This window comes from Serratia sp. BFP-2025 (assembly GCF_050880365.1).
GTDB classification, from domain to species: Bacteria; Pseudomonadota; Gammaproteobacteria; order Enterobacterales; family Enterobacteriaceae; genus Serratia; species Serratia surfactantfaciens.
Map to the genome: position 1 here is coordinate 1,133,328 of NZ_JBPAFV010000001.1, position 22,106 is coordinate 1,155,433.

Annotated in this window: 31 protein-coding genes; 22 read left to right on the forward strand and 9 right to left on the reverse strand. The window is 57.5% G+C overall.

Annotated elements, in window-relative coordinates; translation table 11 throughout:
• Positions 1–338 precede the first annotated feature (338 nt).
• From ACRAWE_RS05240 to ompC, 6 genes are all read left to right on the forward strand, one after another.
• The gene (locus ACRAWE_RS05240; RefSeq protein WP_019452865.1) at positions 339–1,553 is read left to right on the forward strand and encodes an aspartate aminotransferase family protein; all 1,215 of its coding nucleotides are present in this window, start codon (positions 339–341) and stop codon (positions 1,551–1,553) included.
• Positions 1,554–1,605: 52 nt separating this feature from the next.
• A complete protein-coding gene (gene astA, locus ACRAWE_RS05245) occupies positions 1,606–2,640 on the forward strand; it encodes an arginine N-succinyltransferase (protein ID WP_432525067.1) in 1,035 nt (344 codons plus the stop codon).
• Positions 2,640–4,112 (forward strand): succinylglutamate-semialdehyde dehydrogenase, encoded by a 1,473-nt coding sequence (astD, locus tag ACRAWE_RS05250; protein WP_025159823.1) that lies wholly within the window; start codon positions 2,640–2,642, stop codon positions 4,110–4,112. Before astA ends, astD begins: the two co-directional genes overlap by 1 nt.
• 52 nt (positions 4,113–4,164) lie before the next feature.
• A complete protein-coding gene (gene astB / locus ACRAWE_RS05255) occupies positions 4,165–5,505 on the forward strand; it encodes an N-succinylarginine dihydrolase (protein WP_019452863.1) in 1,341 nt (446 codons plus the stop codon).
• A gap of 10 nt (positions 5,506–5,515) precedes the next feature.
• A complete protein-coding gene (gene astE / locus ACRAWE_RS05260) occupies positions 5,516–6,499 on the forward strand; it encodes a succinylglutamate desuccinylase (RefSeq protein WP_432525068.1) in 984 nt (327 codons plus the stop codon).
• A 567-nt stretch (positions 6,500–7,066) separates the two neighbouring features.
• On the forward strand, positions 7,067–8,149 hold the full coding sequence (ompC, locus tag ACRAWE_RS05265) for a porin OmpC (RefSeq protein WP_063918503.1): 1,083 nt from the start codon (positions 7,067–7,069) through the stop codon (positions 8,147–8,149).
• A 79-nt stretch (positions 8,150–8,228) separates the two neighbouring features.
• On the opposite strand, the gene ACRAWE_RS05270 is transcribed toward ompC, so the two are convergent.
• Entirely contained in the window at positions 8,229–8,453 is a 225-nt protein-coding gene (locus ACRAWE_RS05270) for a biofilm development regulator YmgB/AriR family protein (protein WP_063918502.1), read from the reverse strand.
• 122 nt (positions 8,454–8,575) lie between these two features.
• On the reverse strand, positions 8,576–8,767 hold the full coding sequence (locus ACRAWE_RS05275; protein ID WP_004934567.1) for a YebW family protein: 192 nt from the start codon (positions 8,765–8,767) through the stop codon (positions 8,576–8,578).
• 228 nt (positions 8,768–8,995) lie between these two features.
• Here ACRAWE_RS05275 and lysM point away from each other — a divergent pair, with 228 nt between their 5' ends.
• The 5 genes from lysM to ACRAWE_RS05300 all read left to right on the forward strand — a co-directional run bounded on the left by lysM (position 8,996) and on the right by ACRAWE_RS05300 (position 11,877).
• A complete protein-coding gene (gene lysM / locus ACRAWE_RS05280; protein WP_019452859.1) occupies positions 8,996–9,442 on the forward strand; it encodes a peptidoglycan-binding protein LysM in 447 nt (148 codons plus the stop codon).
• A 262-nt stretch (positions 9,443–9,704) separates the two neighbouring features.
• Positions 9,705–9,860, forward strand: a complete 156-nt coding sequence (locus ACRAWE_RS05285) for a hypothetical protein (RefSeq protein ID WP_019452858.1) — start codon at positions 9,705–9,707, stop codon at positions 9,858–9,860.
• Between the two features lie 23 nt (positions 9,861–9,883).
• On the forward strand, positions 9,884–10,048 hold the full coding sequence (locus ACRAWE_RS05290) for a hypothetical protein (protein ID WP_019452857.1): 165 nt from the start codon (positions 9,884–9,886) through the stop codon (positions 10,046–10,048).
• Positions 10,049–10,154: 106 nt separating this feature from the next.
• On the forward strand, positions 10,155–11,096 hold the full coding sequence (locus tag ACRAWE_RS05295; protein WP_432525567.1) for a pirin family protein: 942 nt from the start codon (positions 10,155–10,157) through the stop codon (positions 11,094–11,096).
• Positions 11,097–11,523: 427 nt separating this feature from the next.
• Complete coding sequence (locus ACRAWE_RS05300) at positions 11,524–11,877, forward strand: DUF1304 domain-containing protein (RefSeq protein WP_019452855.1); 354 nt, start codon at positions 11,524–11,526, stop codon at positions 11,875–11,877.
• A gap of 24 nt (positions 11,878–11,901) precedes the next feature.
• On the opposite strand, the gene ACRAWE_RS05305 is transcribed toward ACRAWE_RS05300, so the two are convergent.
• A complete protein-coding gene (locus tag ACRAWE_RS05305) occupies positions 11,902–12,288 on the reverse strand; it encodes a helix-turn-helix domain-containing protein (RefSeq protein ID WP_432525069.1) in 387 nt (128 codons plus the stop codon).
• A gap of 447 nt (positions 12,289–12,735) precedes the next feature.
• On the reverse strand, positions 12,736–12,948 hold the full coding sequence (locus ACRAWE_RS05310; RefSeq protein ID WP_004927694.1) for a YccJ family protein: 213 nt from the start codon (positions 12,946–12,948) through the stop codon (positions 12,736–12,738).
• A 184-nt stretch (positions 12,949–13,132) separates the two neighbouring features.
• Here ACRAWE_RS05310 and ACRAWE_RS05315 point away from each other — a divergent pair, with 184 nt between their 5' ends.
• A complete protein-coding gene (locus ACRAWE_RS05315) occupies positions 13,133–13,372 on the forward strand; it encodes a DUF2766 family protein (protein ID WP_025303170.1) in 240 nt (79 codons plus the stop codon).
• Positions 13,373–13,412: 40 nt separating this feature from the next.
• Here the strand turns inward: ACRAWE_RS05315 and ACRAWE_RS05320 are convergent, their stop codons facing one another.
• Positions 13,413–13,646 carry a YobH family protein gene (locus tag ACRAWE_RS05320; RefSeq protein ID WP_004927690.1) on the reverse strand — a complete coding sequence of 78 codons (234 nt, stop codon included), beginning with the start codon at positions 13,644–13,646 and terminating at the stop codon, positions 13,413–13,415.
• Between the two features lie 161 nt (positions 13,647–13,807).
• Between ACRAWE_RS05320 and ACRAWE_RS05325 the strand changes: the two genes are divergently transcribed.
• Together ACRAWE_RS05325 and ACRAWE_RS05330 are read left to right on the forward strand one after the other, a co-directional pair.
• Positions 13,808–13,966, forward strand: coding sequence for a PhoP/PhoQ regulator MgrB (locus ACRAWE_RS05325; RefSeq protein ID WP_004927688.1), 159 nt, complete (start codon positions 13,808–13,810; stop codon positions 13,964–13,966).
• 80 nt (positions 13,967–14,046) lie between these two features.
• On the forward strand, positions 14,047–14,322 hold the full coding sequence (locus ACRAWE_RS05330; protein ID WP_019452852.1) for a YebO family protein: 276 nt from the start codon (positions 14,047–14,049) through the stop codon (positions 14,320–14,322).
• 38 nt (positions 14,323–14,360) lie between these two features.
• On the opposite strand, the gene fos is transcribed toward ACRAWE_RS05330, so the two are convergent.
• Complete coding sequence (fos, locus tag ACRAWE_RS05335; protein ID WP_154746353.1) at positions 14,361–14,768, reverse strand: fosfomycin resistance glutathione transferase; 408 nt, start codon at positions 14,766–14,768, stop codon at positions 14,361–14,363.
• 169 nt (positions 14,769–14,937) lie between these two features.
• On the opposite strand from fos, the gene ACRAWE_RS05340 reads away from it, so the two are divergent.
• The 3 genes from ACRAWE_RS05340 to ACRAWE_RS05350 all read left to right on the forward strand — a co-directional run bounded on the left by ACRAWE_RS05340 (position 14,938) and on the right by ACRAWE_RS05350 (position 17,090).
• Positions 14,938–15,240: a phage protein NinX family protein gene (locus tag ACRAWE_RS05340; RefSeq protein ID WP_019452850.1), complete on the forward strand. Its 303-nt coding sequence runs from the start codon at positions 14,938–14,940 to the stop codon at positions 15,238–15,240.
• Positions 15,241–15,316: 76 nt separating this feature from the next.
• Positions 15,317–15,553, forward strand: a complete 237-nt coding sequence (locus ACRAWE_RS05345) for a DUF4060 family protein (RefSeq protein WP_004927680.1) — start codon at positions 15,317–15,319, stop codon at positions 15,551–15,553.
• Positions 15,554–15,728: 175 nt separating this feature from the next.
• Entirely contained in the window at positions 15,729–17,090 is a 1,362-nt protein-coding gene (locus ACRAWE_RS05350; RefSeq protein WP_019452849.1) for an amino acid permease, read from the forward strand.
• A 41-nt stretch (positions 17,091–17,131) separates the two neighbouring features.
• Here the strand turns inward: ACRAWE_RS05350 and ACRAWE_RS05355 are convergent, their stop codons facing one another.
• On the reverse strand, positions 17,132–17,422 hold the full coding sequence (locus ACRAWE_RS05355; protein WP_063918500.1) for a hypothetical protein: 291 nt from the start codon (positions 17,420–17,422) through the stop codon (positions 17,132–17,134).
• 219 nt (positions 17,423–17,641) lie between these two features.
• Between ACRAWE_RS05355 and ACRAWE_RS05360 the strand changes: the two genes are divergently transcribed.
• The 4 genes from ACRAWE_RS05360 to cspE all read left to right on the forward strand — a co-directional run bounded on the left by ACRAWE_RS05360 (position 17,642) and on the right by cspE (position 19,714).
• A complete protein-coding gene (locus ACRAWE_RS05360; RefSeq protein WP_211130118.1) occupies positions 17,642–18,667 on the forward strand; it encodes an MBL fold metallo-hydrolase in 1,026 nt (341 codons plus the stop codon).
• A gap of 443 nt (positions 18,668–19,110) precedes the next feature.
• On the forward strand, positions 19,111–19,278 hold the full coding sequence (locus tag ACRAWE_RS05365) for a hypothetical protein (protein WP_154746349.1): 168 nt from the start codon (positions 19,111–19,113) through the stop codon (positions 19,276–19,278).
• A 68-nt stretch (positions 19,279–19,346) separates the two neighbouring features.
• Complete coding sequence (locus ACRAWE_RS05370) at positions 19,347–19,463, forward strand: DUF2627 domain-containing protein (RefSeq protein WP_002211058.1); 117 nt, start codon at positions 19,347–19,349, stop codon at positions 19,461–19,463.
• Positions 19,464–19,504: 41 nt separating this feature from the next.
• On the forward strand, positions 19,505–19,714 hold the full coding sequence (gene cspE / locus ACRAWE_RS05375) for a transcription antiterminator/RNA stability regulator CspE (protein WP_002221949.1): 210 nt from the start codon (positions 19,505–19,507) through the stop codon (positions 19,712–19,714).
• A 52-nt stretch (positions 19,715–19,766) separates the two neighbouring features.
• Here the strand turns inward: cspE and pgeF are convergent, their stop codons facing one another.
• A complete protein-coding gene (gene pgeF, locus ACRAWE_RS05380; protein WP_019452846.1) occupies positions 19,767–20,483 on the reverse strand; it encodes a peptidoglycan editing factor PgeF in 717 nt (238 codons plus the stop codon).
• Between the two features lie 161 nt (positions 20,484–20,644).
• On the opposite strand from pgeF, the gene rlmA reads away from it, so the two are divergent.
• Entirely contained in the window at positions 20,645–21,463 is an 819-nt protein-coding gene (gene rlmA / locus ACRAWE_RS05385; RefSeq protein WP_432525070.1) for a 23S rRNA (guanine(745)-N(1))-methyltransferase, read from the forward strand.
• A gap of 63 nt (positions 21,464–21,526) precedes the next feature.
• On the opposite strand, the gene mntP is transcribed toward rlmA, so the two are convergent.
• Complete coding sequence (mntP, locus tag ACRAWE_RS05390) at positions 21,527–22,096, reverse strand: manganese efflux pump MntP (protein ID WP_025159822.1); 570 nt, start codon at positions 22,094–22,096, stop codon at positions 21,527–21,529.
• Positions 22,097–22,106 lie beyond the last annotated feature (10 nt).

The following is a 22,106-nucleotide window of genomic DNA, read 5'->3' on the forward strand; positions in this document are numbered from 1 at the left end:
GATATGCATTATAAGCCGTTGTTTTAACGTAAAAAATAGCAAAATCCGGCAAAAATCCCGTTTTGGCACGATAGCTGCTCTACACTCTTTATCAAACGACATGTATTTTAACTGCTCGTTAACATTTACTCCCCGCTCAGGGACCGGATATACGCCATAAATAGTGAAAAACCGATTTTATGTAACAGATTTGTTTCTAAAACAGCGGTGAAAGGCAGCATTTTCTCCGCGGGGAAAGTCGGTTTTGAACAGCGTTTTTTTTGCATTGTGGCGGCCTAGCCGGGCTTGTGCGGCCCTTACAGTCAAAATTCAGCCTTTGCTGAGATTATGAGGTCACTATGGAACAGCCAATCGCAGTTACCCGCCAGTCTTTCGATGACTGGATGGTCCCGGTTTATGCCCCTGCCGATTTTATTCTGGTGCGGGGAGAAGGCTCGCAGGTGTGGGATCAACAGGGTAAGTCTTACATCGATTTCGCCGGCGGCATCGCGGTTAACGCGTTGGGCCATGCGCACCCGGCGGTCAAGGCGGCGCTGGTGGAGCAGGCGGGCAAACTGTGGCATCTGGGCAATGGCTATACCAACGAACCGGTGCTGCGTCTGGCCAAAAAGCTGATCGACGCCACCTTCGCCGACAAGGTGTTTTTCTGTAACTCGGGCGCCGAAGCCAATGAAGCGGCGCTGAAGCTGGCGCGCAAACACGCGCACGACCAGCACGGCGCCGGCAAAGATCAGATCGTGGCCTTCAACAACGCGTTCCACGGCCGCACGCTGTTCACCGTCTCCGCCGGCGGTCAGCCGAAGTATTCGCAGGACTTTGCGCCGCTGCCGGGCGGCATCACCCACACGCCGTATAACGATCTGGCGGCGGCGGCCGAGCTTATCAACGATCGCACCTGCGCGGTGATCGTCGAGCCTATCCAGGGTGAAGGCGGCGTGCTGCCGGCGGAGGCCAGCTTCCTGCAGGGGTTGCGCGAGCTGTGCGATCGCCATAACGCGCTGCTGATCTTTGACGAAGTGCAGACCGGCGTCGGCCGCACCGGCCACCTGTATGCCTACATGCAGTACGGCGTGGTGCCGGACGTGCTGACCACCGCCAAAGCGTTGGGCGGCGGCTTCCCGATCGGCGCCATGCTGACCACCGACGCCCTGGCGAAAACGCTGGGCGTCGGCACCCACGGCACCACCTACGGCGGCAACCCGCTGGCGACGGCGGTGGCGGGAGAGGTGTTCTCCATCATCAACACCCCGGAAGTGCTGGCAGGCGTCAAACAGCGGCACCAGTGGTTTATCGATGGGTTGAACGACATTAACCGCCAGTATCCGATCTTCGCCGAGATTCGCGGCGGCGGTTTGCTGATCGGCTGCCAACTGAAGAAAGACTATGCCGGCAAAGCGAAGCAGATCACCCAACTGGCCAACGAAGAAGGCGTCATTGCGCTGATCGCCGGACCGGACGTGGTGCGTTTCACGCCGTCGTTGATCATCCCTGAACAGGATGTGAAAGAGGGGCTGGCGCGATTCGCGCGCGCCGTGGCGCGCATTTGCAGCTAATCAGCGGGCTGCGCCTTCACCGGCGCAGCCTGATTCAGAAGAGGTTCGCATTATGATGATTATTCGCCCTATAGAGCGCCGCGATCTGGCAGATTTGCTGACGTTGGCTGGCAAATCCGGTATCGGTCTCACGTCGCTGCCGCAAAACGAAGATACTCTGTCGGCACGTATTGAGCGGGCGTTAAAAACCTGGCAAGGCGAACTTCCGCAAAGTGACCAGTGTTATTTGTTCGTGTTGGAAGACAGCGAGCGCCGGCAGGCGGTGGGTGTCTGCGCGATCGAAGTGGCCGTCGGCCTGGCGGAACCCTGGTACAGCTTCCGCGTCGGCACGCAGGTGCACGCGTCCAAACAGCTGAACGTCTATAAATCGGTGCCGACGCTGTTCCTCAGCAACGACCATACCGGCCATTCGGAGCTGTGTACGCTGTTCCTCGATCCGGACTATCGTCACGGCGAGAACGGCAAGCTGCTGTCGAAGGTACGTTTCCTGTTTATCGCCGCGTTCCGTGAACGCTTCTCCCGGCGTCTGATCGCCGAAATGCGCGGTTTCTCCGATGAAAACGGCCGTTCGCCGTTCTGGGAGAGCGTCGGTCACCGTTTCTTCTCCATCGAGTTCGCCAAGGCGGACTACCTGAGCGGCACCGGGCAAAAGGCGTTTATCGCCGAGCTGATGCCGAAGCATCCGCTGTATGTCGATTTCCTGGCCGAAGATGCGCAGAAAGTGATCGGTGAGGTGCACCCGCAAACCCTGCCGGCGCGCCGCCTGCTGGAAGCGGAAGGCCTGAGTTATCAGGGCTACGTCGATATCTTCGACGGCGGCCCGACGCTGGAAGCCGAGATCGACCACATCCGCGCGGTGAAGCAGAGCCGCCTGGTGAAAGTGGTACTGGATGACACGCCGATGCGCGCCGATGCGCCGGTGCATCTGGTGGCCAACGACAACTATCAGAACTACCGCGCACTGCTGGTCAATGCCAATCTGTATGACGACCGCCTGCATATCAACGCCGCCACCGCCGCGGCGCTGGGCGTCGAGCAGGGCAGCCCGGTGCGGGTGCTCCCCCTTATTGCACAGGAGAAAGCATGATGTCCCATCCTGCTCTGTTGATTAATGGCGTCTGGCGGCAGGGCCGCGGCGCTGAGTTCGGCAAGACCGACCCGGTCGGCAATCAGCCGCTGTGGCGCGCCAACGCCGCTGACGCCGATGACGTCGCCACCGCCTGCGAAGCTGCGCGCGCCGCTTTCCCAGCCTGGGCGCGCACGCCGTTCGAGCAGCGTGAACAGCTGGTGAAGCGCTTCGCCGCCTTGCTGGAAGAACACAAACAGTCGCTGGCGGAAACTATCAGCCGTGAGACCGGCAAACCGCGCTGGGAAACGCTGACCGAAATTCAGGCGATGATCGGCAAGGTGGGCATTTCGCTGCAGGCCTATCAGACGCGCACCGGATTTAGCCAGACGGCGATGGCCGACGGCGCTTCGGTGCTGCGCCATCGTCCGCACGGCGTACTGGCGGTGTTCGGGCCTTATAACTTCCCCGGCCATCTGCCCAATGGCCATATCGTGCCGGCGCTGCTGGCCGGGAACTGCGTGGTGTTCAAGCCGAGCGAACTGACGCCGCTGACCGCCGAAGAGACCCTGAAGCTGTGGCTGAAAGCCGGTCTGCCGGAGGGGGTGATCAATCTGGTGCAGGGCGGCCGCGAAACCGGCGAAGCGCTGGCGGCCAGTGCGGATATCGACGGGTTGTTGTTCACCGGCAGCGCCGGGACCGGCTACCATCTGCACCGCCAATTGGCGGGACAGCCGGAGAAGATCCTGGCGCTGGAAATGGGCGGCAACAACGCCCTGATCGTCGATGGTTTCGAGGATCGCGATGCGGCGGTCAACCTGGCTATCCAGTCGGCGTTTATCTCCGCCGGCCAACGCTGCACCTGTTCACGCCGCATTCTGGTGAAGCAGGGAGCGGAAGGCGACGCCTTCATCGCGCGTTTGGTTCAGGTGGCGGGTGAACTGCGCGTCGGCCGTTGGGATGCCGAACCACAGCCGTTTATGGGCGGCGTGGTGTCGTCCGCCGCGGCGGAAAACATGCTGAAAGCGCAGCAGCGCTTGCTGGCGCTGGGCGGCAAATCGCTGCTGACCCTGCGCCTGCTGGAGCCGGGCAGCTCACTGCTCAGCCCGGGGATCATCGATCTGACCGGCGTGGCCGGCGTACCGGACGAAGAGTATTTCGGGCCGTTGACCACCATTGTGCGTTACCGCGATTTCGACGAGGCCCTGCGGCTCGCCAACCAGACGCGCTACGGCCTGTCGGTGGGGCTGGTCTCGCCGCAGCGCGAACTGTTCGAGCGGCTGCTGTTGGAAGCGCGCGCCGGCATCGTCAACTGGAACAAGCCGCTGACCGGGGCGTCCAGCGCGGCGCCGTTCGGCGGCGTGGGGGCCTCCGGCAACCATCGCCCAAGCGCCTTCTATGCGGCGGACTATTGCGCCTGGCCGATGGCTTCGCTGGAAAGTGAAAGCCTGTCGCTGCCGGCAACGCTGTCGCCGGGCTTGTCGTTCCGTTAATCGTCTGCGGCGGTGCTGTGGCGCCGCCGCAGGCCATCCCCAGGGGATAGCCATGTCAGGATATGAAGTCAATTTCGACGGTTTGGTGGGGCCGACGCACCACTATGCCGGGCTGTCGTTCGGCAACGAGGCCTCGACGCAGCATCAAAACAGCGTGTCGAACCCGAAGCTGGCGGCGAAACAAGGGTTGCTGAAAATGAAGGCGCTGGCCGATCTCGGTTTCCAGCAAGGGGTATTGCCGCCGCAGGAGCGGCCGCATTTGCCGATGCTGCGGCGTCTGGGCTTCAGCGGCAGCGATGAGGCGGTGCTGGCGCAGGCGATGCGTCAATCGCCGCGCCTGCTGTCGGCGCTCAGCTCGGCGTCGTGCATGTGGACCGCCAATGCGGCCACGGTGTCGCCTTCGGCGGACAGCGCCGACGGTAAGGTGCATTTCACCGCCGCCAACCTGAACAACAAATTCCACCGCGCCATCGAAGCGGAAACCACCACCGACGTATTGCGGGCGATGTTCAACGATGATCGGCATTTCGCCCACCACGAGGCGCTGCCGCAGGTGGCGTTGTTCGGCGACGAAGGGGCGGCTAACCATAACCGTCTGGGCGGCGACTACGCCAAGCGCAGCGTGCAGGTGTTCGTTTACGGTCGTCAGGAGTTTGGCGGCGAAACGGCGCCGGCGCGTTACCCTGCGCGCCAGACGCGCGAAGCCGGTGAGGCGATCGCGCGTTTGCACCAGTTGGACGAGCGGCATACGGTCTTCGTGCAGCAAAACCCGGCGGTGATCGATCAGGGCGTGTTCCATAACGACGTGATTGCGGTCAGCAACCAGAACGTGCTGTTCCACCACCAGCAGGCGTTTTATCGCCAGCAACAGGCGCTGGATGAAGTGCGCCGCAAGATGGCGACGCTGGACAGCGAACTGGTGGCGATCGAAGTGCCGACGGAGCGCGTGTCGGTAGCGGACGCGGTGGCGACCTATCTGTTCAACAGCCAAATTCTCACCAAGCCGAACGGCAAGATGATGATCGTGGTGCCGGAGGAGTCGCGCCAGCATGCCGGCGTCTGGCGTTATCTGAACGACATGGTTGGCGGCGGCGGCCCGATCGATGAGATCCGCGTGTTTGATCTGCGCGAAAGCATGCGTAACGGCGGCGGCCCGGCCTGTCTGCGCCTGCGGGTGGCGCTCAATGAGCAAGAGCTGCGGGCGGTGAATCCGCGCGTGATGATGAACGATCGGCTGTTTACGACGCTGAACGAATGGGTGGATCGCCATTACCGCGATCGTCTGACGCAGGATGACCTGGCCGATCCGGCGCTGCTGCGCGAAGGGCGTGAGGCGTTGGATTCGTTGACGTCGATCCTCGGTCTCGGCTCTATCTATCCGTTCCAACGCTAAGGGAGGCTGTATGATCGATCTACTGCCCCTGACGCTGGAAGGGAATGAACCCGCCGAATGGCAAGGTGAAACGCCGCAGCTGCGCTGGCGTTGGCAAGGGGAAGGGGTATTGGAGCTCACGCCGCGGCAGCCTTATCGCCAGGCGATGGTGGTGTCTGCGGGCGTGCATGGCAACGAAACTGCGCCGATTGAACTGCTCAATCAGCTGGTCGGCGATCTGCTGGCCGGCCGCTTGCCGCTGACGGTGCGGCTGTTGGTGGTGCTGGGTAATCCGGCTGCGATGCGTGCGGGCAAGCGTTACCTGCACAGCGACATGAATCGTATGTTCGGCGGCCGCTATCGCAACTTTGCCGCCAGCGGGGAAACGGCGCGTGCCCAGCAGCTGGAGCGCACGCTTGCCGCCTTTTTTGATGGCGAGCAGGCGGCGCGTTTCCACTACGATCTGCACACCGCCATTCGCGAGTCGCACTTGCCGCGCTTCGGTATTCTGCCATTTCAGAAACGGCCGTACAGCGATGCTATGTTAACGCTGCTGGACGCCGCCGACCTGGATGCGCTGGTGGTGCACAGCGCGCCGGGCGGTACTTTCAGCCACCATTCCAGCGAGCAACTCAATGCCGCGAGCTGTACGCTCGAGCTGGGCAAGGCGCGGCCGTTCGGCAGCAACGATCTGCAGCAGTTCGCCGCCATCGATCGCGCTCTGCGGGCGGCGGTCAGCGAAGGGGCGTTGCCGGTGCGCGTGGGCGATGCGATCCGGGTATTCCGTGTGATGCACTCGTTAATCAAACACAGCGAGGATTTCAAACTGCACCTGGACGATGATACGGCCAACTTCACCGAGCTGAAAGCGGGCATGTTGCTGTGCGAGCAGCCGCAGGAGGAATACCGCGTCGGCCAAGAGGGCGCATGGATCCTGTTCCCTAATCCCAATGTGGCGCTGGGGCTGCGTGCCGGGATGTTGCTGAACGAAGTTTCCCGCTCTACGTTGTATTGAATTATCCACGGTGGCGCCGTCAGCGCGCCGCCGTTATTCCTTTAATTACTTTAATCTGCTATTTCCCGCTATTTTAATTGCCTCAAAGCGAATTTTATTCGCCGCAGATGCCTGCATTTCCGCGCATCAATAAAGATCCTATTAGGCCGTTATAGAAAAGCCTTAATTGCCTGATGTCTTTGTTAAGATAAAAATGTGAAATAAGTAACGTTTTTAATAACCATGCTAATCTTGTTGCTACTTTTGAATCGCGCAGAAAGCACGCAAAACGAAACCAAAACGCACTATTTTAGTGCAGTGCACCATTTTGGTTATAACTTATGTGATAAAATATTCTTATATTCAATGAGTTGGCTGGTTATTTTGTGGTAATATTTGGTTACAAATAAACATGCTTTCTCCTCGTTGTTTCATGAACTTTTTGATTTTAAGTTTTGATTCATGATGCTAATGTCACATCACCCCCACATTAGGGGCGCTCATAAAATACCAAAAGATAAAATCACAGCCCAAATTATAAATTGGGCGTGACGGGCAGGGTTCTAATTATAATATCTAGGAAAATAAATGATGAAACGCAGTGTATTAGCCTTAGCTGTCGCCCTCGGGGCGGTCACCTCCTTCGCCAACGCGGCTGAAATCTATAATAAGGATGGCAATAAACTCGACCTGTACGGCCGCGTTGCTGCCAAGCACGTTTTCAGCAAAGACAAAGGTGAAGACGGGGACAAAACTTATGTTCGTCTGGGTTTTAAAGGCGAAACCCAAATCAACGATCAGCTGACCGGTTACGGCCAGTGGGAATACCAGGTTGCTTCCAACCACGACGAAGCGCAGGGCACCACCGGCACCAAAACGCGTTTGGGCTTCGCCGGCCTGAAGTTTGCCAACTACGGCTCATTCGACTACGGCCGCAACTACGGCGTGGTGTATGACGCCGAAGCCTACACCGATATGCTGCCGGAATTCGGTGGCGACTCCTACAGCTACACCGACAACTACATGACCGCGCGTTCCAACGGCCTGGCGACCTACCGCAACCGAGACTTCTTCGGCTTGGTAGAAGGTCTGAACCTGGCGTTGCAATACCAGGGTAAAAACGACGGTGACGGCCGCAGCGTGACCAAGCAAAATGGCGACGGTTACGGCATGTCTCTGGACTATCAGGACATCGGCGGCACCGGCATCGGCGTAGCGGCGGCGTTCTCCGACTCCAACCGCACCAGCGATCAGAAGGCGCTGAAGTACGGTAAAGGCGACAAGGCCACCGCCTGGACCACCGCGGTCAAATATGATGCCAACCAGGTCTACCTGGCGGCCATGTATGCCGATACGCGCAACATGACGCCGATCAGTGGCAACGGCGTTTCCGGCTTCGCCAACAAAACGCAAAACTTCGAAGTTGTGGCCCAGTACCAGTTCGAGAACGGTCTGCGCCCGTCCGTGGCCTACGTGCAGTCTAAAGGCAAGGATATTGAAGGGATTGGCGACGTCGATCTGGTGAAATACGTGGAAGTGGGCGCGACTTACTACTTCAACAAAAACATGTACACCTACGTCGACTACAAGATCAACCAGTTGAACGACGATAACAAACTGAAGCTGAGCACTGACGACATCGTTGCCGTCAACCTGACCTATCGCTTCTAAGTTTCTCTCATTACCTTCATCCTGTGTCGGGATCGGTAATCAGGCAGGGCGTAAGCCCTGCCTTCGTTTTATTGGGAACTCAGCCTTTTGGCGCCAGCCCCACCAGCTCAATGGCGGAACGCAGCGCGGCGAAACGCTGCTGATCCTGCTCATGCTCTATTTCGGTCACCAGCTGTGAAAGAATATTGCCGCCGGATACCTTTTTGTGGTTTTTGATTAACTGCAACACCGCGTCGCCTAACGCCAGGCTGACGTCGCGCAGCAGAGTTTCATAATGCTCGTTAGAATGAGCCGATGCTGACATGACCTTTCTCTGTCTCTCTTCTTCGGGAGCCGCAATTTAGCAAAACAGCGGCCTCATGCCTCGGAGGAAGACGAAGTTTCCGATGAAATCAGAAATTCCTCAGCCATCAGCGTGGGAAAGGATTAAAAATCCGAGTATTCGCTGGCCGGCAACCAAAAGCCGTCGATAAACTCTTCCATGGGATAACAGCCGGCGTGGCGCAGGTTCTGTTCCTTCATCGCCACCAGGCATTGCGGTTCGTCGCGCAATATGTCGACTACCATCTCACTGCAGCCGCCATCCAGATAACAGACAAACATCACCAATGCGTACATCGTTGCACGCCTCCTTCGTCGAGCCGCCCTGTCTGCAACAGTGTAGGCAAAAAAGCGTGATTTTTCAGCATAATTGCCTGATATATCGCCACCGAAGCGCGGCTTGCGGCACTTTCGGAATTCTCTAACCCTTTCTGGCGTCGCGAGCGGATGGCATATCCTTTTGACGGTGCTAAGCTTAACAGGCCTTACTTCAACGCATTAGTGCAACCATCAAAAGGAGTGAATATGGGCTTGTTTAACTTCGTCAAAGAAGCGGGCGAAAAACTGTGGGACACAGTCACCGGCAATGCCTCCGCCGAAGATCAAAGCGCCAAACTCAAGGAGCATCTCGATAAGAGCGGCTTGCCGGGTACCGACAAGGTCGATGTGCAGGTCGTCGATGGGAAAGCCGTCGTAACCGGCGACGCCGTCAGCCAGGAATTGAAAGAGAAGATTCTGGTCGCGATCGGCAACGTGGCGGGTATCAGCGGCGTGGAAGACAAGGTGGCGGTCGCGCAATCCGATGCCGAGAGCCGTTTCTATACCGTGAAGAAAGGCGATACGCTGAGCGCGATTTCCAAAGAGATGTACGGCAACGCCAATTTGTACAACAAGATTTTCGACGCCAACAAACCGATGCTGTCGAGCCCGGACAAAATCTATCCGGGGCAAGTCTTGCGCATCCCGCAATAACCCGACGTTCCGCCATAGCCCGGTTGCATGCCGGGCTTTTTTGGCGTCCTGTCATAAGCATCTTTTATTTCCCTTCGAACCCAATAAAAGTTACCTATATCTGGCGCTTCCTGTCGTTTGCCTGATGGGGGAGTGTTGACCCTGATGGTGAAAATTGATAGCGTCATGCCCCGGTTGAGGCCTGAAAGACCATGATGGCGGCTTCAATCCCATTCTGAGGGGGCGTCTTGCCCCATCAAGCAGCAATGCAGTAGTTGAACGAGTGAAAACCGATTTAGTGAAACAACAGCGCAATGCCTCAACGGATAAAAACTATCGAGAAACCTTGGGTGATGCGCAATTTGCGATCGTCGTGCTGGCGATTGCGTCCTGCTCGCTGATTATTTTTACGCTGGCGGTCACGCTGTGGGTGACCTGACGCGATTAACTAGGGGAGATAAAATGGAGCCTAATCTCCATGATGAAACCAAACTGCTGGCGATTATCGGCCTGTTGGTTTCCGTGCTGCTGGTCGTATCCATTCTTTTTGGCGTGACCTATTTTTCCGATCTCAGGCACGCGCAAGACGATATCGACATCAAAAGCTGCTATATCAAAGCGCCTTAATCCGCGCGAATGCGCCTGAGCGTGGTCGTTCTCCGGGGGAGGCTGTCCTGTGCTAAGCTGGGGCGGTTGCCTTTGGCGAATCGGCGTCATTCAGGAGGTCTTTGCGATGAGTCAGTCCCGTCCTACGCGTTCTTTACCTTCACGCGAGCGCCCCGTCGTTGACGGCGTGCGCGAGATCCAGCGTATTGCCGTGCGTAACGCCGAAGTGGGGGGCATTCCGATCAACCGCGCGTTGCCCACTCGTGAGCGACGCACCGTCGGTGCCTGGTGTTTTCTCGATCACGCCGGGCCGACGGTATTTAACGGCACGTCGCCTGGCATGGATGTGGGGCCGCATCCGCACACCGGTCTGCAAACTTTTACCTGGATGATCGAGGGGGAGGTGTTGCACCGCGATAGCCTCGGCAGCGAACAGCTGATCCGCCCGGGCCAGGTCAATCTGATGACTGCGGGACACGGCATCGCGCATACGGAACAGTCGGTGGGCGAAGCGCGCCGATTACACGCCGCGCAACTGTGGATTGCGTTGCCGGCCGAGCATGCCGATATGGCGCCGCGTTTTGATCATTACCCTGATTTACCGCACTGGCAAAATAATGGCGTGAATCACCGTTTGTTGGTCGGCGAGTTTGGCGCTTATCGTTCGCCGGTGTTTACCCTTTCGCCGCTCATCGCCATTGATATGGAATGGCAGGAAACGGCGACGATAACATTGCCGCTGCGCGAGGATTATGAAATCGGTTTTCTGCCGCTGATTGGCACCTTTGAACTTAATGGCGACATCTTTTCACCTGACGAGTTTGCCTATTTGGGCATAAAAAATAACTCTATCGAGTTAAATGCTCAAAAAGGCAGCCGGGGATTATTAATCGGCGGAACGCCGTTAAACGAAGAGATCCTTATCTGGTGGAATTTTGTTGGCCATAGTAAGGCAGACATTATTCAGGCCCAGCATGATTGGGAGCAAGGAACACCGCGTTTCCCTGCCGTTAGCGGCTATTCCGGCGAGCGAATGACCGCGCCGCGCCTGCCCTGGAGCGATGTTTGATAGCATTAAGCTATAATCGCCGCGATTATTCGGTTTATTTTGCTCTAATAAGGCGCAATTAATGTGATCGCGGCACCAGCTTTACGACAATATAAGCTTTCTCGGCGAAACAGTGATCGGGTTCATATAACGACAATGAAAAGAAGTTTAGGATAATCCTCAGGAAGTCAGGCTGTCTCCCGTTAGTCAGATGTCAGTGAGGTCATTATGAGCCAGGTACTCTATCGTGCAAGACTGTCCCATGTCGTGATCGCTACGGCGCTGTTTTGGGTCTCTGTCGCGGCATTATTGGTCGCCGTGTTAAATTAACCTCAAAAAATGACTCCTGCATAAACCCGCTTCGGCGGGTTTTTTTTCGCCAACATCTGGTGATATTGGCAGTACGCTTATACTTAATGGCATCTTCAAATAAGCGTTAAGGATAATCATGAAGCTATTCGCCGACATTTTGCTGCTGCTAATTGCCGCTCTCCATCTTTATATCCTGGTGCTGGAAATGTTCCTGTGGCGTGCGCCGCTCGGCAGACGGGCATTCGGCACGACGGCGGAGTTTGCCGCGGCCACGTGGGTATTGGCCGCCAATCAGGGGTTGTACAACGGCTTTCTGGCGTTGGGACTGGCATGGGGTTACTGGCGCGAGGATATCGCTCTGCAGCTGTTCTTTCTCGGCTGCGTGCTGGCGGCCGGCGTGTTCGGCGGACTGACCGCCAATCGCAAGATCCTGTGGGTGCAGGCGTTGCCGGCCCTGATCGCGCTGCTGGCGGTATGGGGCGCACGCTAGCCCGCCGGTTTACGGCGGGGGAGATCAGGCGGATTTTTGGTGAATGACGTGCAACGGCGGGTTGATGTGCAGATCGACGCTCAAATCCTGACGGAAATCATAAGGCGTGATATTAAAACGCTTTCTGAACATGTAGGTGAAATGGGACTGCGAGCCGAAACCAAAGTCCAGGGCGATATCGAAGATCGACGCTTCGCTGCTGCGCAGTTGATAGACCGCGCCGGCCAGACGGCGTTCGCGAATGTATTTGCCCAGCGAAATCCCTGTCGCTTCTTTGAACAGCTTCTGCATGTGCCACAGCGAGTAGCCGGAGTACTCGGCCAGCTCTTCGAGATGGATCACTCGCCCGAGGTGAGTTTCGACCCATTTGCTGAGGGCGCAGACCAATGAGAGATGGTGTTCTTGTATCATCAGTGCGTCAGTGTGAGATCTACATAGCGGTGAAGTATACACAACTTGCCGCCGCGGACAAAAACGCCGCCGATGACAGAGGGCAATTATTCGGAAAAACCGTTCAACCGCCGCTTGTCAGTCGAAAGGAAAAACGGCTAATCTGAGACTGTCGCCGCCGCGGTGGGTGACGCAGAGCAGGCCACAGCAAATAACCGCCAAAACAGAGTCAGCCGTAACAACTCAACGTTGATGGGGTGATCGCATGTTAATGACAGTGATTATTACTCTGGTTGTAATCGTGGGCGTCGGCGCTTTTATGGCGATGCCGGTGATGAGCATGAAAAATGCGGAAGGTGTGGGAGGTGAAGAGCCGTGAGATCAAGAGAATTTGCCCGCCGCTGAGCAGGGCGATCGCCAATCGGGAAAGCCTGGGTCAGAAACCCGGGCTTTTTGTTGCGTGATGGCTTAAACGTTTTTCCGCTCGACGGTTTCCTCTCCCCAATACAGCTGGTCGGCGGTGGTTTTAGCGAACGCCTTCTCCAACGCTTCGTCGCTGCCTTCTTCCCAGATCTTCTGCGCCAACACTTCGTCGTTCCCTGCCAGTTCAAAAATGGCTTCGGCGATTTCCACCGAAGTTTCACGCACTGTCGCCCAGGATTTCACATTGTGATTCGCCATAACTTTCTCCTGTTGGTTGTGGCTTAGGGGTGGTTTTTGCCACCGTCATGCTGCAAGTATAGGCCAATCCGCCGCGGGCTTTTGCTCGGTGGTGCGCAGAATGGGGAAAAAGGCGGGGAGAGCAGGCAATGCCGCGGGCGGCGTGTTATTCTGTGCGGCGTTTGAATCAAGAGGAAAAATTATTATGTCTGACATGCTGAGCAACGAGCAGGAACTGGCTTCCGATCTGGTCGCTTGCCAACTGGTCATCAAACAGATTCTGGACGTTATCGACGTGATTGCGCCGACCGAAGTGCGCGACAAGATGGCGGGCCAGCTCAAAAGCATCGATTTCTCCACCCACCCTGCCGGCGCCGATCCGGTGACTCGCCGAGCGATTGACAAGGCGATTGCGCTGATCGAAATGAAGTTTACCCGCAGCTGAGGCGGGGCCGCCGCAGCGCGGCGGCATCTGGCGGTGGCGGTTAATCCACCACCGTTTCGATTTTCTTGAACAGCGGACAGTCGGCTACGCCGATGAAACCGTTGTCGCCATTGACATACTGGGCGATCGCCACGTTGCGCGCCGTCAGGTATTTGCACTGCAAACCCAACCCGCCGACGTTCTTGTTGCTGCCGATCAGCACGCCGTAGCCCGAGATCAAAAAACCGCCGTAAATGACCGCCAACACCAGAACCCACTTAATCAATTTGCTCATTGCGCTTCCTCGTTATCCCTGAGTGTGCATCTAGCCACGGCGGCGGCGTGAGGGCAAGGGTAACAGTCTGAAAAATGGGCGGTAGTCAGAAATCTAAACGACAAGTTAAACTTCGTTTAACTTCGCTGTGATAACATGCGCGATAGATTACCCAGATAACAATGAGGCTGCTAAATTTGTTGCGAAAAAAAATCCTCGTGATAATGACGGCCGTCGCTGCCTGCCTGTTTTTCTACCTGTTGGCGCTGGACAGTTATTGCGACGATGGTGGAAATTTCGCGCTGGGCATCTGTTCGGTGACGCGCTTCGTGCCCTGGTAAGCTTTTTTGGCGGGGATGTTCGCACGACCGCTGCGAGTGTTAAGATGGCGGCCTGAATGTCGCAGTAGATAGGGTTGTCCATGTACGATTTAGGTTTTGGCCAGAACGGCCTGCTGTCGCTGGCCCTCGCCGCCGTGGCGTTGCTGGTCGGGCTGTGGGTCTGGTTCCTGGTGAACCGCGCCAGCGTGCGCGCCAACGAGCAGGTTCGCCTGCTGCAGGAAATTGCCGAGCAGCAACGCCAGCAAACGGCGCTGTTGAAGCGTCTGGCGCACAGCGCCCGCGGCGCCGATGCTGACGCGGATGACGACGAACTCAGCCCCGCGCTGAACTTCAAAGGTTTTATCCCCGAACGCTGAACATGTGCTCCGGCTGGCGGCCGCGCCGCCGGAGCGCCTCAGTAAAACACCATGCCTTGATAGGGGGTTTCCCGGCACGCCGCCAGGCGGCTGGCCAGATCGCCGGCATGAATCTCCAACTGATGCCCATCGGGATCGAGAAAATAGAGCGATTCGCCTTCGCTGCGATTGCTTTTCCACTCTTCTACGCCGCTCTGGCGCAATCGCTCGCTGACCTGCTCCATGTGCTCCGGCGCTACGCTGAAGGCGTAGTGGGTATAATCGCGCGCGTTTTGTGGCGTGCGCGATTCATCCACCGACAGGCACAGCCACAAGGCCCCCAACGAAAGATAGGCGCCGCCTTGCCAACGGGCGTGCGGGATAAATCCCAACAGATGATGATAAAAATCGACGCTGCGATCGAGATCGTGGACGGCGAGCGTCAGATGGTTGAGACCGGTCAACATGTAGGCGTTTCCTGGGCGGTAAACAGGCAAAAAGTGTACGCAGGCGATGAGGAAAGATAAAGGGGATAAAACATTAGTAGAGATAATGTGAAAACCGGCGACGCTGTCATAAAACTGTCGTATAGACATCGTAATGTAGCGCGAACCTTACAAAAGATGGATAAAGCCGATGATTAAATGGTACGAAGAAAGCGATGCCGAAGTGAACCGCAGCATCGCGCTGCTGACCGGAGAGAACCCGGACAAGTGGTATCCTTACGGTGGTGTGAAAGGTAAAGATTACTGCAAGAATCCCTCCGATGCCTGGCCGATCATTTGCGCCAACAAAATCAGTCTGAACCCCGACCAGCAAAACGACAGCCCGCAGTGGCAAGCGCGCATGAGCACCCAGGGCGGTGAATGGCAGGCGGACTGCGCCAGCCCGCTGCGCGCGGCGATGATCTGTTTCCTGATGAGCCAACAGGCTAACTGATTCGATAAAAATACCGGTGATTGGTAAGAGTTTCTCCTTTTTCTAATAACAGAGCTGTCGTTGGCGGAGGCTGTTTATGAAGCGCATTATCAAAGGTGATAAAAACTTGTCTCATCTGGTGATTGCCCACGCGGCGATCGATCGTCATGCCGAAAGCTTCGGCCAGCGTCGTCAGGGGTGGCCTTCGACCTACCTGATAAAATATCAAAACGATCGCGTGGCGGTGGAAGTGGTTACGCGTAGTCAATCTTATGTCGCGACGCTGATGATCGGCGCGCGCAACCTGACCAAACTGTGCGGTATGCCTGGCTGAACGCCGTCATTACTCGCTCTCCCTCGGTTAAAAAATCGCGCTCCGGCCTACCGTCTCGGGGCGCTACTCCTTGATGCTCACGGGGTTAAGTGTTAAAAAGCCGCCCGCAGATACATTTATTGATTGGTGAAATCTTGGCCGATAACGGCAAGGGTGTACGCCATATGAGGATAAGATGGGCGGTCAGCATCAGGATACCCCGCTAAAACGCGGCTTAAAAAACAGACATATACAGCTTATTGCCCTCGGGGGCGCCATCGGAACCGGTTTATTTCTCGGCATTGCGCAAACCATTAAAATGGCCGGCCCCGCCGTGCTGTTGGGCTACGCCATCGGCGGTTTTATCGCGTTTTTGATCATGCGCCAACTGGGCGAAATGGTGGTGGAGGAGCCGGTCGCCGGATCTTTCAGCCACTTTGCCTATAAATATTGGGGCGATTTCGCCGGCTTCCTTTCCGGCTGGAACTATTGGGCGATGTTCATTCTGGTCGGCATGGCGGAGTTGACCGCCGTCGGCATCTACATTCAGTACTGGTGGCCGGAGATCCCCACCTGGGCCTCGGCCGCGCTGTTCTTCGTGCTGATCAACCTGATCAACCTGGTGAACGTGCGCCTGTACGGCGAAACCGAGTTTTGGTTTGCGATCATCAAAGTGGTGGCGATTGTCGGCATGATCGTGTTCGGTGCCTGGCTGCTGGTCAGCGGCAACGGCGGACCGCAGGCCAGCATCACCAACCTGTGGCAGCAGGGCGGCTTTATGCCGCACGGCTTCTCCGGGCTGGTGATGGCGATGGCGGTGATCATGTTCTCGTTCGGCGGGTTGGAAATGGTCGGCATTACCGCAGCGGAAGCCGCGGACCCGCGTCGCAGCATTCCCAAAGCCACCAATCAGGTGGTGTACCGCATTTTGATCTTCTATATCGGCTCGCTGACCGTGCTGCTTTCGCTCTATCCGTGGGGACAAGTGGTGGAGGGCGGCAGCCCGTTCGTGCTGATCTTCCATGCGCTGAACAGCAATCTGGTGGCGACCGTGCTCAACGTGGTGGTGCTGACCGCCGCGCTGTCGGTCTACAACAGCGGCGTTTATGCCAACAGCCGCATGCTGTTCGGGCTGGCTAGCCAGGGCAATGCGCCGAAGGCGCTGACGCGCGTCAACAAACGTGGGGTGCCGGTGCTGTCCATCGCGCTGTCGGCGCTGATTACCTCGGTCGGCGTGCTGATCAACTACCTGATGCCCGGCAAGGCGTTTGAGCTGCTGATGGCGTTGGTGGTGTCCACGCTGGTGATCAACTGGGTCATGATCTGCCTGGCACACCTGAAATTCCGCGCGGCGAAGAACCGGCAGGGCGTTATTCCGAGCTTTAAAGCGCTGTGGTATCCGTTCGGCAACTACCTGTGCCTGGCGTTCCTCGGCCTGATTCTGGTGATAATGTATTTCAGCGAAGGGATCCGCATTTCGGTGTTGCTGATGCCGGTGTGGGTTGCGGTGCTGTGGGGCGGGTTTATGCTGACGCGCCGCAAAGGCGCCAAGCGTTAATCTGCGTGCGGAGGCGTATTGGCGCCTCCGCTCTCTTTTCGTCAGCCGCGCGGCATAAAGGCGCGCCCCTCACTGCGATCCCGCCCCAGCAGTTTCCGACACAACAGCAGCAGAGTGCTGATCACGTCGATGGCCACCACGCTGAGCATCAGCAGGGTCAACATGAAGAACCCGAGCAGCGAACCGCCCAGCACCACCAGCGGTGCAGGTACGCGCAGGCGGCGCAGCTTCATGGCGAAATACATTTTCCAGTATTGCTTCTGCGCCAGCAGCGCGCTGCGAATACGGCGTCCCAGGCCTGCGCCTGATTTACGGGATGTAGAACGGCTCATAACTTCTCCTTTTCTGTATGCCCTACAAGTCAATCACAAAGATCTTAAGAGAGTCTTAACGGGCTCTTGGCGGCCCTGGCTGCTCACCGAAGTGAGACAACAGCATACGGCAAAAGCTCCCGCGATGCAGCGCACGGCTGACGAAGTGCGAGCTTCATCGGGTTTGTTACACTGAAGGTCATGCCCGTGCGGGGCGCAGCGGTCGGGAGAAGAGACTGAATGAAAAGAATCAACCGTTATTACGACGCGGCCAAGGCGCATCACACGCCGGAGGGATTTCGCAACCCGGAGCCTTCGCAGCGCCAGGAGGGCGACCTTCAGCGTTGGCAGGATGAACGCAAGCGGCAGGGATTGCCCAAGCCGCCGCAGCACGGTTACGCGCAGTTTACCGAGCGCTGGTGGCAACCTGCCGATCTCAGCGGCAGCGACGACAGCGTCTGGTGGTTGGGGCATGCCTCAATGCTGCTGCGGTTGGGGGGGCGCTATGTCCTGATCGATCCGGTGTTGTCCGAACGCGCGTCGCCGCTGAGCTTTTACGGCCCGAAACGCAGAACGCCGCCGCCGCTGGCGGTGGGGCAACTGCCGGCGGTGGACGCGGTGCTGATCTCTCATAACCATTATGACCATCTCGACAGACGCACGGTGCGGCAACTGGCGCGGCGTTTTCCTCGAGCCGAGTTCATCGTGCCGCTCGGATTGAAACGCTGGTTTCGCCGCTATCGGCTGAACGTGCATGAGCTGGACTGGTGGCAGAGTCTGTCGTTGGGCGAGCTGACGGTCTACGCTACGCCGGCGCGGCACTGGAGCATGCGCACGCTGTGGGATCGCAACCGTTCTCTGTGGTGCGGCTGGGTGATCCACCATCCGGCGCTGCGCTTCTACTTTTCCGGCGACAGCGGCTATTCGGAGCGGCTGGCGGAGATCGGACACCGGCTGGGGCCGTTCGACGTGGCGGCGTTGCCGATAGGGGCCTATGCGCCGCGGTGGTTCATGCAGGAACAGCATATGGATCCGCAGCAGTCGGTGACGCTGTATCGACAGCTGAATCAACCGCGCGCCATTCCCATCCATTGGGGGGTGTTCGAATTGGCGGATGAATCGCTGGATGAGCCGCCCCATCAGTTGAATCTGGCGTTGAGCGAAGCGGGGTTGGAACAACATCAATTCCATCCGCTGAAGATTGGCGAGCGCATTGCGTTGCAGAACTTGCAGCAAGCATCGCCTATCTGCCCGCCGGAGGAATAATGTCAACGGTTTGAAAGCGTGACAGTAATTAGCAGAATTGATAAGCGCGGGCGGTGATTCAAATAACCACTCTGTTTCAGGATTTAATTCAACGTTGAACTTTCACCATGCATAAGATTATTCCGGCTATTGAGGCTAACAGCCTTCGGATTATTTATCCAGAAGCCGCAGGCCGGCGGAGACGCGCCATGGCTTTGCATGCTTATGCATCCGTTGCGCAGGGCGTGGCGCTGCCTCTTGCCCGCGTGGCGCTGCCGTTTGAGCCGTTTGGCAGCAGGGCTGAAGACCGGCGATGAGTGCGTTCTCGTGCGGTAAATGGTCGGAGGAGCATGGCGTAAATGGTTCCCCGTTCATCGATATTCAAATGTTGCATATCAAATTCCATAAAGATTCAAATTTTTTAACGCTATAAGCGCAGAAAAGGTGAAAAAGAGCGGATAGACATGCGTCAAAACGATGAAAGTTTTGTTAAAACATCACCAGAATGCGGGGCTTGGCGCGATGTTTTCGGCAAGCAGAAAATAGCCGATGCTTCAACATCTTTTGGCCTATTTAGGCAAATGTGGCTCTCGACCGTTTCAAATATGTGCGACATGTCGTTCAGTGATTAAAAATGGCTTGCCATCGCATACAGAGTATGTGATAACGCATCTGGGTAAAACGAGGTACAGTTCTGTATATGTGTGGCATTTTCAGTAAAGAAGTTCTGAGTAAAGACGTTAGCGTTGAATACCGCTTCTCTGCCGATCCTTATCTTAGTGCCTCAAGCAGTAACGACTCTAGTTTGTCTATGTAACGCCCTCGGGCGGTTTAAACAATCCAAAGGAAATACTCAAGATGGCAAAGATCAAAGGTCAAGTTAAGTGGTTCAACGAGTCTAAAGGTTTCGGTTTCATCACCCCGGCTGACGGCAGCAAAGACGTGTTCGTACACTTCTCTGCAATCCAGGGTAACGGCTTCAAAACCCTGGCTGAAGGCCAGAACGTTGAGTTCGAAATCCAAGATGGCCAGAAAGGTCCATCTGCAGTAAACGTTACTGCTATCTAATCAGCGTCAGCTGTACAAAAAGCCCGCCTTCGAGCGGGCTTTTTCGTTTCCGTCATCCGGCGGCGATGATGATGGCGGCATACTGGTTACGGCCTTTGATCCCCGGATGCGTCGGATCCTGCGCGCGCCGGTGGCTGTTGCGGCGATAGCTGGTGTATTTGTAGCGCTGCGGCCGCTGTGGGTCGACGTCCGGCGTGCAGATGGTGCAGCTGCCGGCGCGGTCAACGGCGGCGAAGCCCAGCGCCGCCAGCTTGTATTCGGCAATCGCGGCCAGATCCAGATGCCGATAATGCGGGCTGATCAGCGCAGCGGGCAGCGGCAGGCGCTGTTTAAAATTTTCCACCAGCGCTTCATCGACTTCGTAGCAGCACGGGCCGGCGGCGGGGCCGATAGAAACCACCCAATCGGCGGTGTCGCCGTCCTGGCGAATGCGCGCCGCCATCTGTTCCAGAATGCCGTCCAGCAACCCGCGCCAACCGGCGTGTACCGCCGCGATGGCGCCGCCGTCACGGCGGCTGAACAGCACCGGCAGGCAGTCCGCCGTCAGCACGCTGAGCAGAATGCCGGGTTGGCGAGTGTAGAAGCCGTCCGCCTCACCGCACGCCTGCGCCGGTTGCAACACGTCGACGATGCGGGTGCCGTGCACCTGCTTCTTTTCCGGCAGCGTAGCGCTGTAGGGCAGCAGATGCCCTGGCAGCAGCGCGAGTTTGCTGCCGAAGCCGTGCTGAATGTGGGGCACCGCATCGAGCAGCGCGGAACGATCGCTCATAAGTTATTTTCACCTGCGTGAGAAAACAGACTCTCAGTGTAGCCAGCTTTTTCCCTGCTTGGCCAGGTGTTGTTGGCGGTGAAAGCGAGCGGGGATGCGCCTTGCATCGGGCCGGCGCCTTCTTTAGACTAGCCGCGCCCTGTCTTTCTGGAAGCCCATTCATGTCTTATCAATGTCCCCTGTGTCATCAGCCGCTGCATTTTTCCTCACAACAATGGCGTTGCGACGGCAATCATCAGTTCGATCAAGCGAAAGAAGGCTACGTCAATCTGCTGCCGGTGCAGCACAAGCGATCGAAGCAGCCGGGGGACAGCGCGGAAATGATGCAGGCGCGGCGCGCATTTCTCGACGGCGGATTTTATCAGCCGCTGCAAGAGCAGGTCGCCGAGTGGCTGGATTTGGCGCTGGCGGCCGATGCAGGCGCGTTATTGGACATAGGCTGTGGGGAAGGGTACTACACCGCCGCCGTGGCCGCACGGCTGGCACAGAAGCGCAATATGACGGTCTATGGGCTGGACGTCGCCAAGGTGGCGATCCGCTACGCGGCCAAACGTTATCCGGCGGTCTCGTTCTGCGTCGCCTCCAGCCACCGTTTGCCGTTCGCCGACGGGGCGCTGGATGCGGTTCTGCGCATTTATGCGCCTTGCAAGGCGGAGGAACTGGCGCGGGTGGTAAAGCCGGGCGGCGTAGTGGCGACGGTTTCGCCGGGGCCGCGCCATCTGTACCAGCTGAAAGAGCAGGTGTACCAACAGGTGCAGCTGCATGCCGAACAGGACGAACAGTTCGCCGGTTTCGACTGCGAGCGCAAAGAGGCGCTGGCCTATACGATGACCCTGCCGGGGACGCAGGCCGCCAATCTGCTGCAGATGACGCCGTTTGCCTGGCGCGCCACGCCGGAGGTGCAGCAGCGGTTGGCCGACGGCGGGGAGTTTGTGTGCGAGACGGATTTCGTCCTGGCGCTGTATCGGCGTCGGGCTTAAAAGCGCCGGGCTCAGAAACAAAAAAACCTGCCGCGGCAGGTTTTTTTTTGCAGAGCAATCGCCTCAGGCTAGATAACCGAGGTGTTCCAGCAGGATGTTGACGCCGATACCGATCAGCACCACGCCGCCGAGGATCTCGGCGCGTTTGCCCAGCAGCGGGCCGATAAAGCGGCCGATCATCATGCCCAGCGTCGCCATGATCATGGTGGCGCAGCCGATGGCCATCGCGGTGTGCACGATATTCACCTGCAGGAAGGCCAGACCGACGCCGATTGCCATGGCGTCGAGGCTGGTGGCGATGGCGGTGGCGACCAGCAACCAGAAGCCATGACGTTTGACCTTCTCTTCTTCATCGGGCCTGTTGCGCACCCCTTCGACGATCATGCGCATGCCGAGAATGAACAGCAGCGAGAAGGCGACCCAGTGGTCCCATTCCATGATGTATTGACTGGCGAACAGGCCGATGGCCCAACCGATGAGCGGGGTGATCGCTTCGACCACGCCGAAGATCAGGCCGGTGCGGATAGCTTCGCGGAAACGGGGCTGATGCAGACTGGCGCCTTTACCGATCGAAGCGGCGAAAGCATCCATGGACATGCCGAAAGCGAGAATAAGTGTTGCTGAAAGGTTCATGTGAAATAGC

Bases quoted from the DNA above. Each gene is read 5' to 3' on its own strand.
- ACRAWE_RS05240 (WP_019452865.1), top strand. From the start codon at position 339: ATGGAACAGCCAATCGCAGTTACCCGCCAGTCTTTCGATGACTGGATG.
- astA (WP_432525067.1), top strand. From the start codon at position 1,606: ATGATGATTATTCGCCCTATAGAGCGCCGCGATCTGGCAGATTTGCTG.
- astD (WP_025159823.1), top strand. From the start codon at position 2,640: ATGTCCCATCCTGCTCTGTTGATTAATGGCGTCTGGCGGCAGGGCCGC.
- astB (WP_019452863.1), top strand. From the start codon at position 4,165: ATGTCAGGATATGAAGTCAATTTCGACGGTTTGGTGGGGCCGACGCAC.
- astE (WP_432525068.1), top strand. From the start codon at position 5,516: ATGATCGATCTACTGCCCCTGACGCTGGAAGGGAATGAACCCGCCGAA.
- ompC (WP_063918503.1), top strand. From the start codon at position 7,067: ATGATGAAACGCAGTGTATTAGCCTTAGCTGTCGCCCTCGGGGCGGTC.
- ACRAWE_RS05270 (WP_063918502.1), bottom strand. From the start codon at position 8,453: ATGTCAGCATCGGCTCATTCTAACGAGCATTATGAAACTCTGCTGCGC.
- ACRAWE_RS05275 (WP_004934567.1), bottom strand. From the start codon at position 8,767: ATGTACGCATTGGTGATGTTTGTCTGTTATCTGGATGGCGGCTGCAGT.
- lysM (WP_019452859.1), top strand. From the start codon at position 8,996: ATGGGCTTGTTTAACTTCGTCAAAGAAGCGGGCGAAAAACTGTGGGAC.
- ACRAWE_RS05290 (WP_019452857.1), top strand. From the start codon at position 9,884: ATGGAGCCTAATCTCCATGATGAAACCAAACTGCTGGCGATTATCGGC.
- ACRAWE_RS05295 (WP_432525567.1), top strand. From the start codon at position 10,155: ATGAGTCAGTCCCGTCCTACGCGTTCTTTACCTTCACGCGAGCGCCCC.
- ACRAWE_RS05300 (WP_019452855.1), top strand. From the start codon at position 11,524: ATGAAGCTATTCGCCGACATTTTGCTGCTGCTAATTGCCGCTCTCCAT.
- ACRAWE_RS05305 (WP_432525069.1), bottom strand. From the start codon at position 12,288: ATGATACAAGAACACCATCTCTCATTGGTCTGCGCCCTCAGCAAATGG.
- ACRAWE_RS05310 (WP_004927694.1), bottom strand. From the start codon at position 12,948: ATGGCGAATCACAATGTGAAATCCTGGGCGACAGTGCGTGAAACTTCG.
- ACRAWE_RS05315 (WP_025303170.1), top strand. From the start codon at position 13,133: ATGTCTGACATGCTGAGCAACGAGCAGGAACTGGCTTCCGATCTGGTC.
- ACRAWE_RS05320 (WP_004927690.1), bottom strand. From the start codon at position 13,646: ATGAGCAAATTGATTAAGTGGGTTCTGGTGTTGGCGGTCATTTACGGC.
- ACRAWE_RS05325 (WP_004927688.1), top strand. From the start codon at position 13,808: ATGAGGCTGCTAAATTTGTTGCGAAAAAAAATCCTCGTGATAATGACG.
- ACRAWE_RS05330 (WP_019452852.1), top strand. From the start codon at position 14,047: ATGTACGATTTAGGTTTTGGCCAGAACGGCCTGCTGTCGCTGGCCCTC.
- fos (WP_154746353.1), bottom strand. From the start codon at position 14,768: ATGTTGACCGGTCTCAACCATCTGACGCTCGCCGTCCACGATCTCGAT.
- ACRAWE_RS05340 (WP_019452850.1), top strand. From the start codon at position 14,938: ATGATTAAATGGTACGAAGAAAGCGATGCCGAAGTGAACCGCAGCATC.
- ACRAWE_RS05345 (WP_004927680.1), top strand. From the start codon at position 15,317: ATGAAGCGCATTATCAAAGGTGATAAAAACTTGTCTCATCTGGTGATT.
- ACRAWE_RS05350 (WP_019452849.1), top strand. From the start codon at position 15,729: ATGGGCGGTCAGCATCAGGATACCCCGCTAAAACGCGGCTTAAAAAAC.
- ACRAWE_RS05355 (WP_063918500.1), bottom strand. From the start codon at position 17,422: ATGAGCCGTTCTACATCCCGTAAATCAGGCGCAGGCCTGGGACGCCGT.
- ACRAWE_RS05360 (WP_211130118.1), top strand. From the start codon at position 17,642: ATGAAAAGAATCAACCGTTATTACGACGCGGCCAAGGCGCATCACACG.
- ACRAWE_RS05365 (WP_154746349.1), top strand. From the start codon at position 19,111: ATGCGTCAAAACGATGAAAGTTTTGTTAAAACATCACCAGAATGCGGG.
- ACRAWE_RS05370 (WP_002211058.1), top strand. From the start codon at position 19,347: ATGTGTGGCATTTTCAGTAAAGAAGTTCTGAGTAAAGACGTTAGCGTT.
- cspE (WP_002221949.1), top strand. From the start codon at position 19,505: ATGGCAAAGATCAAAGGTCAAGTTAAGTGGTTCAACGAGTCTAAAGGT.
- pgeF (WP_019452846.1), bottom strand. From the start codon at position 20,483: ATGAGCGATCGTTCCGCGCTGCTCGATGCGGTGCCCCACATTCAGCAC.
- rlmA (WP_432525070.1), top strand. From the start codon at position 20,645: ATGTCTTATCAATGTCCCCTGTGTCATCAGCCGCTGCATTTTTCCTCA.
- mntP (WP_025159822.1), bottom strand. From the start codon at position 22,096: ATGAACCTTTCAGCAACACTTATTCTCGCTTTCGGCATGTCCATGGAT.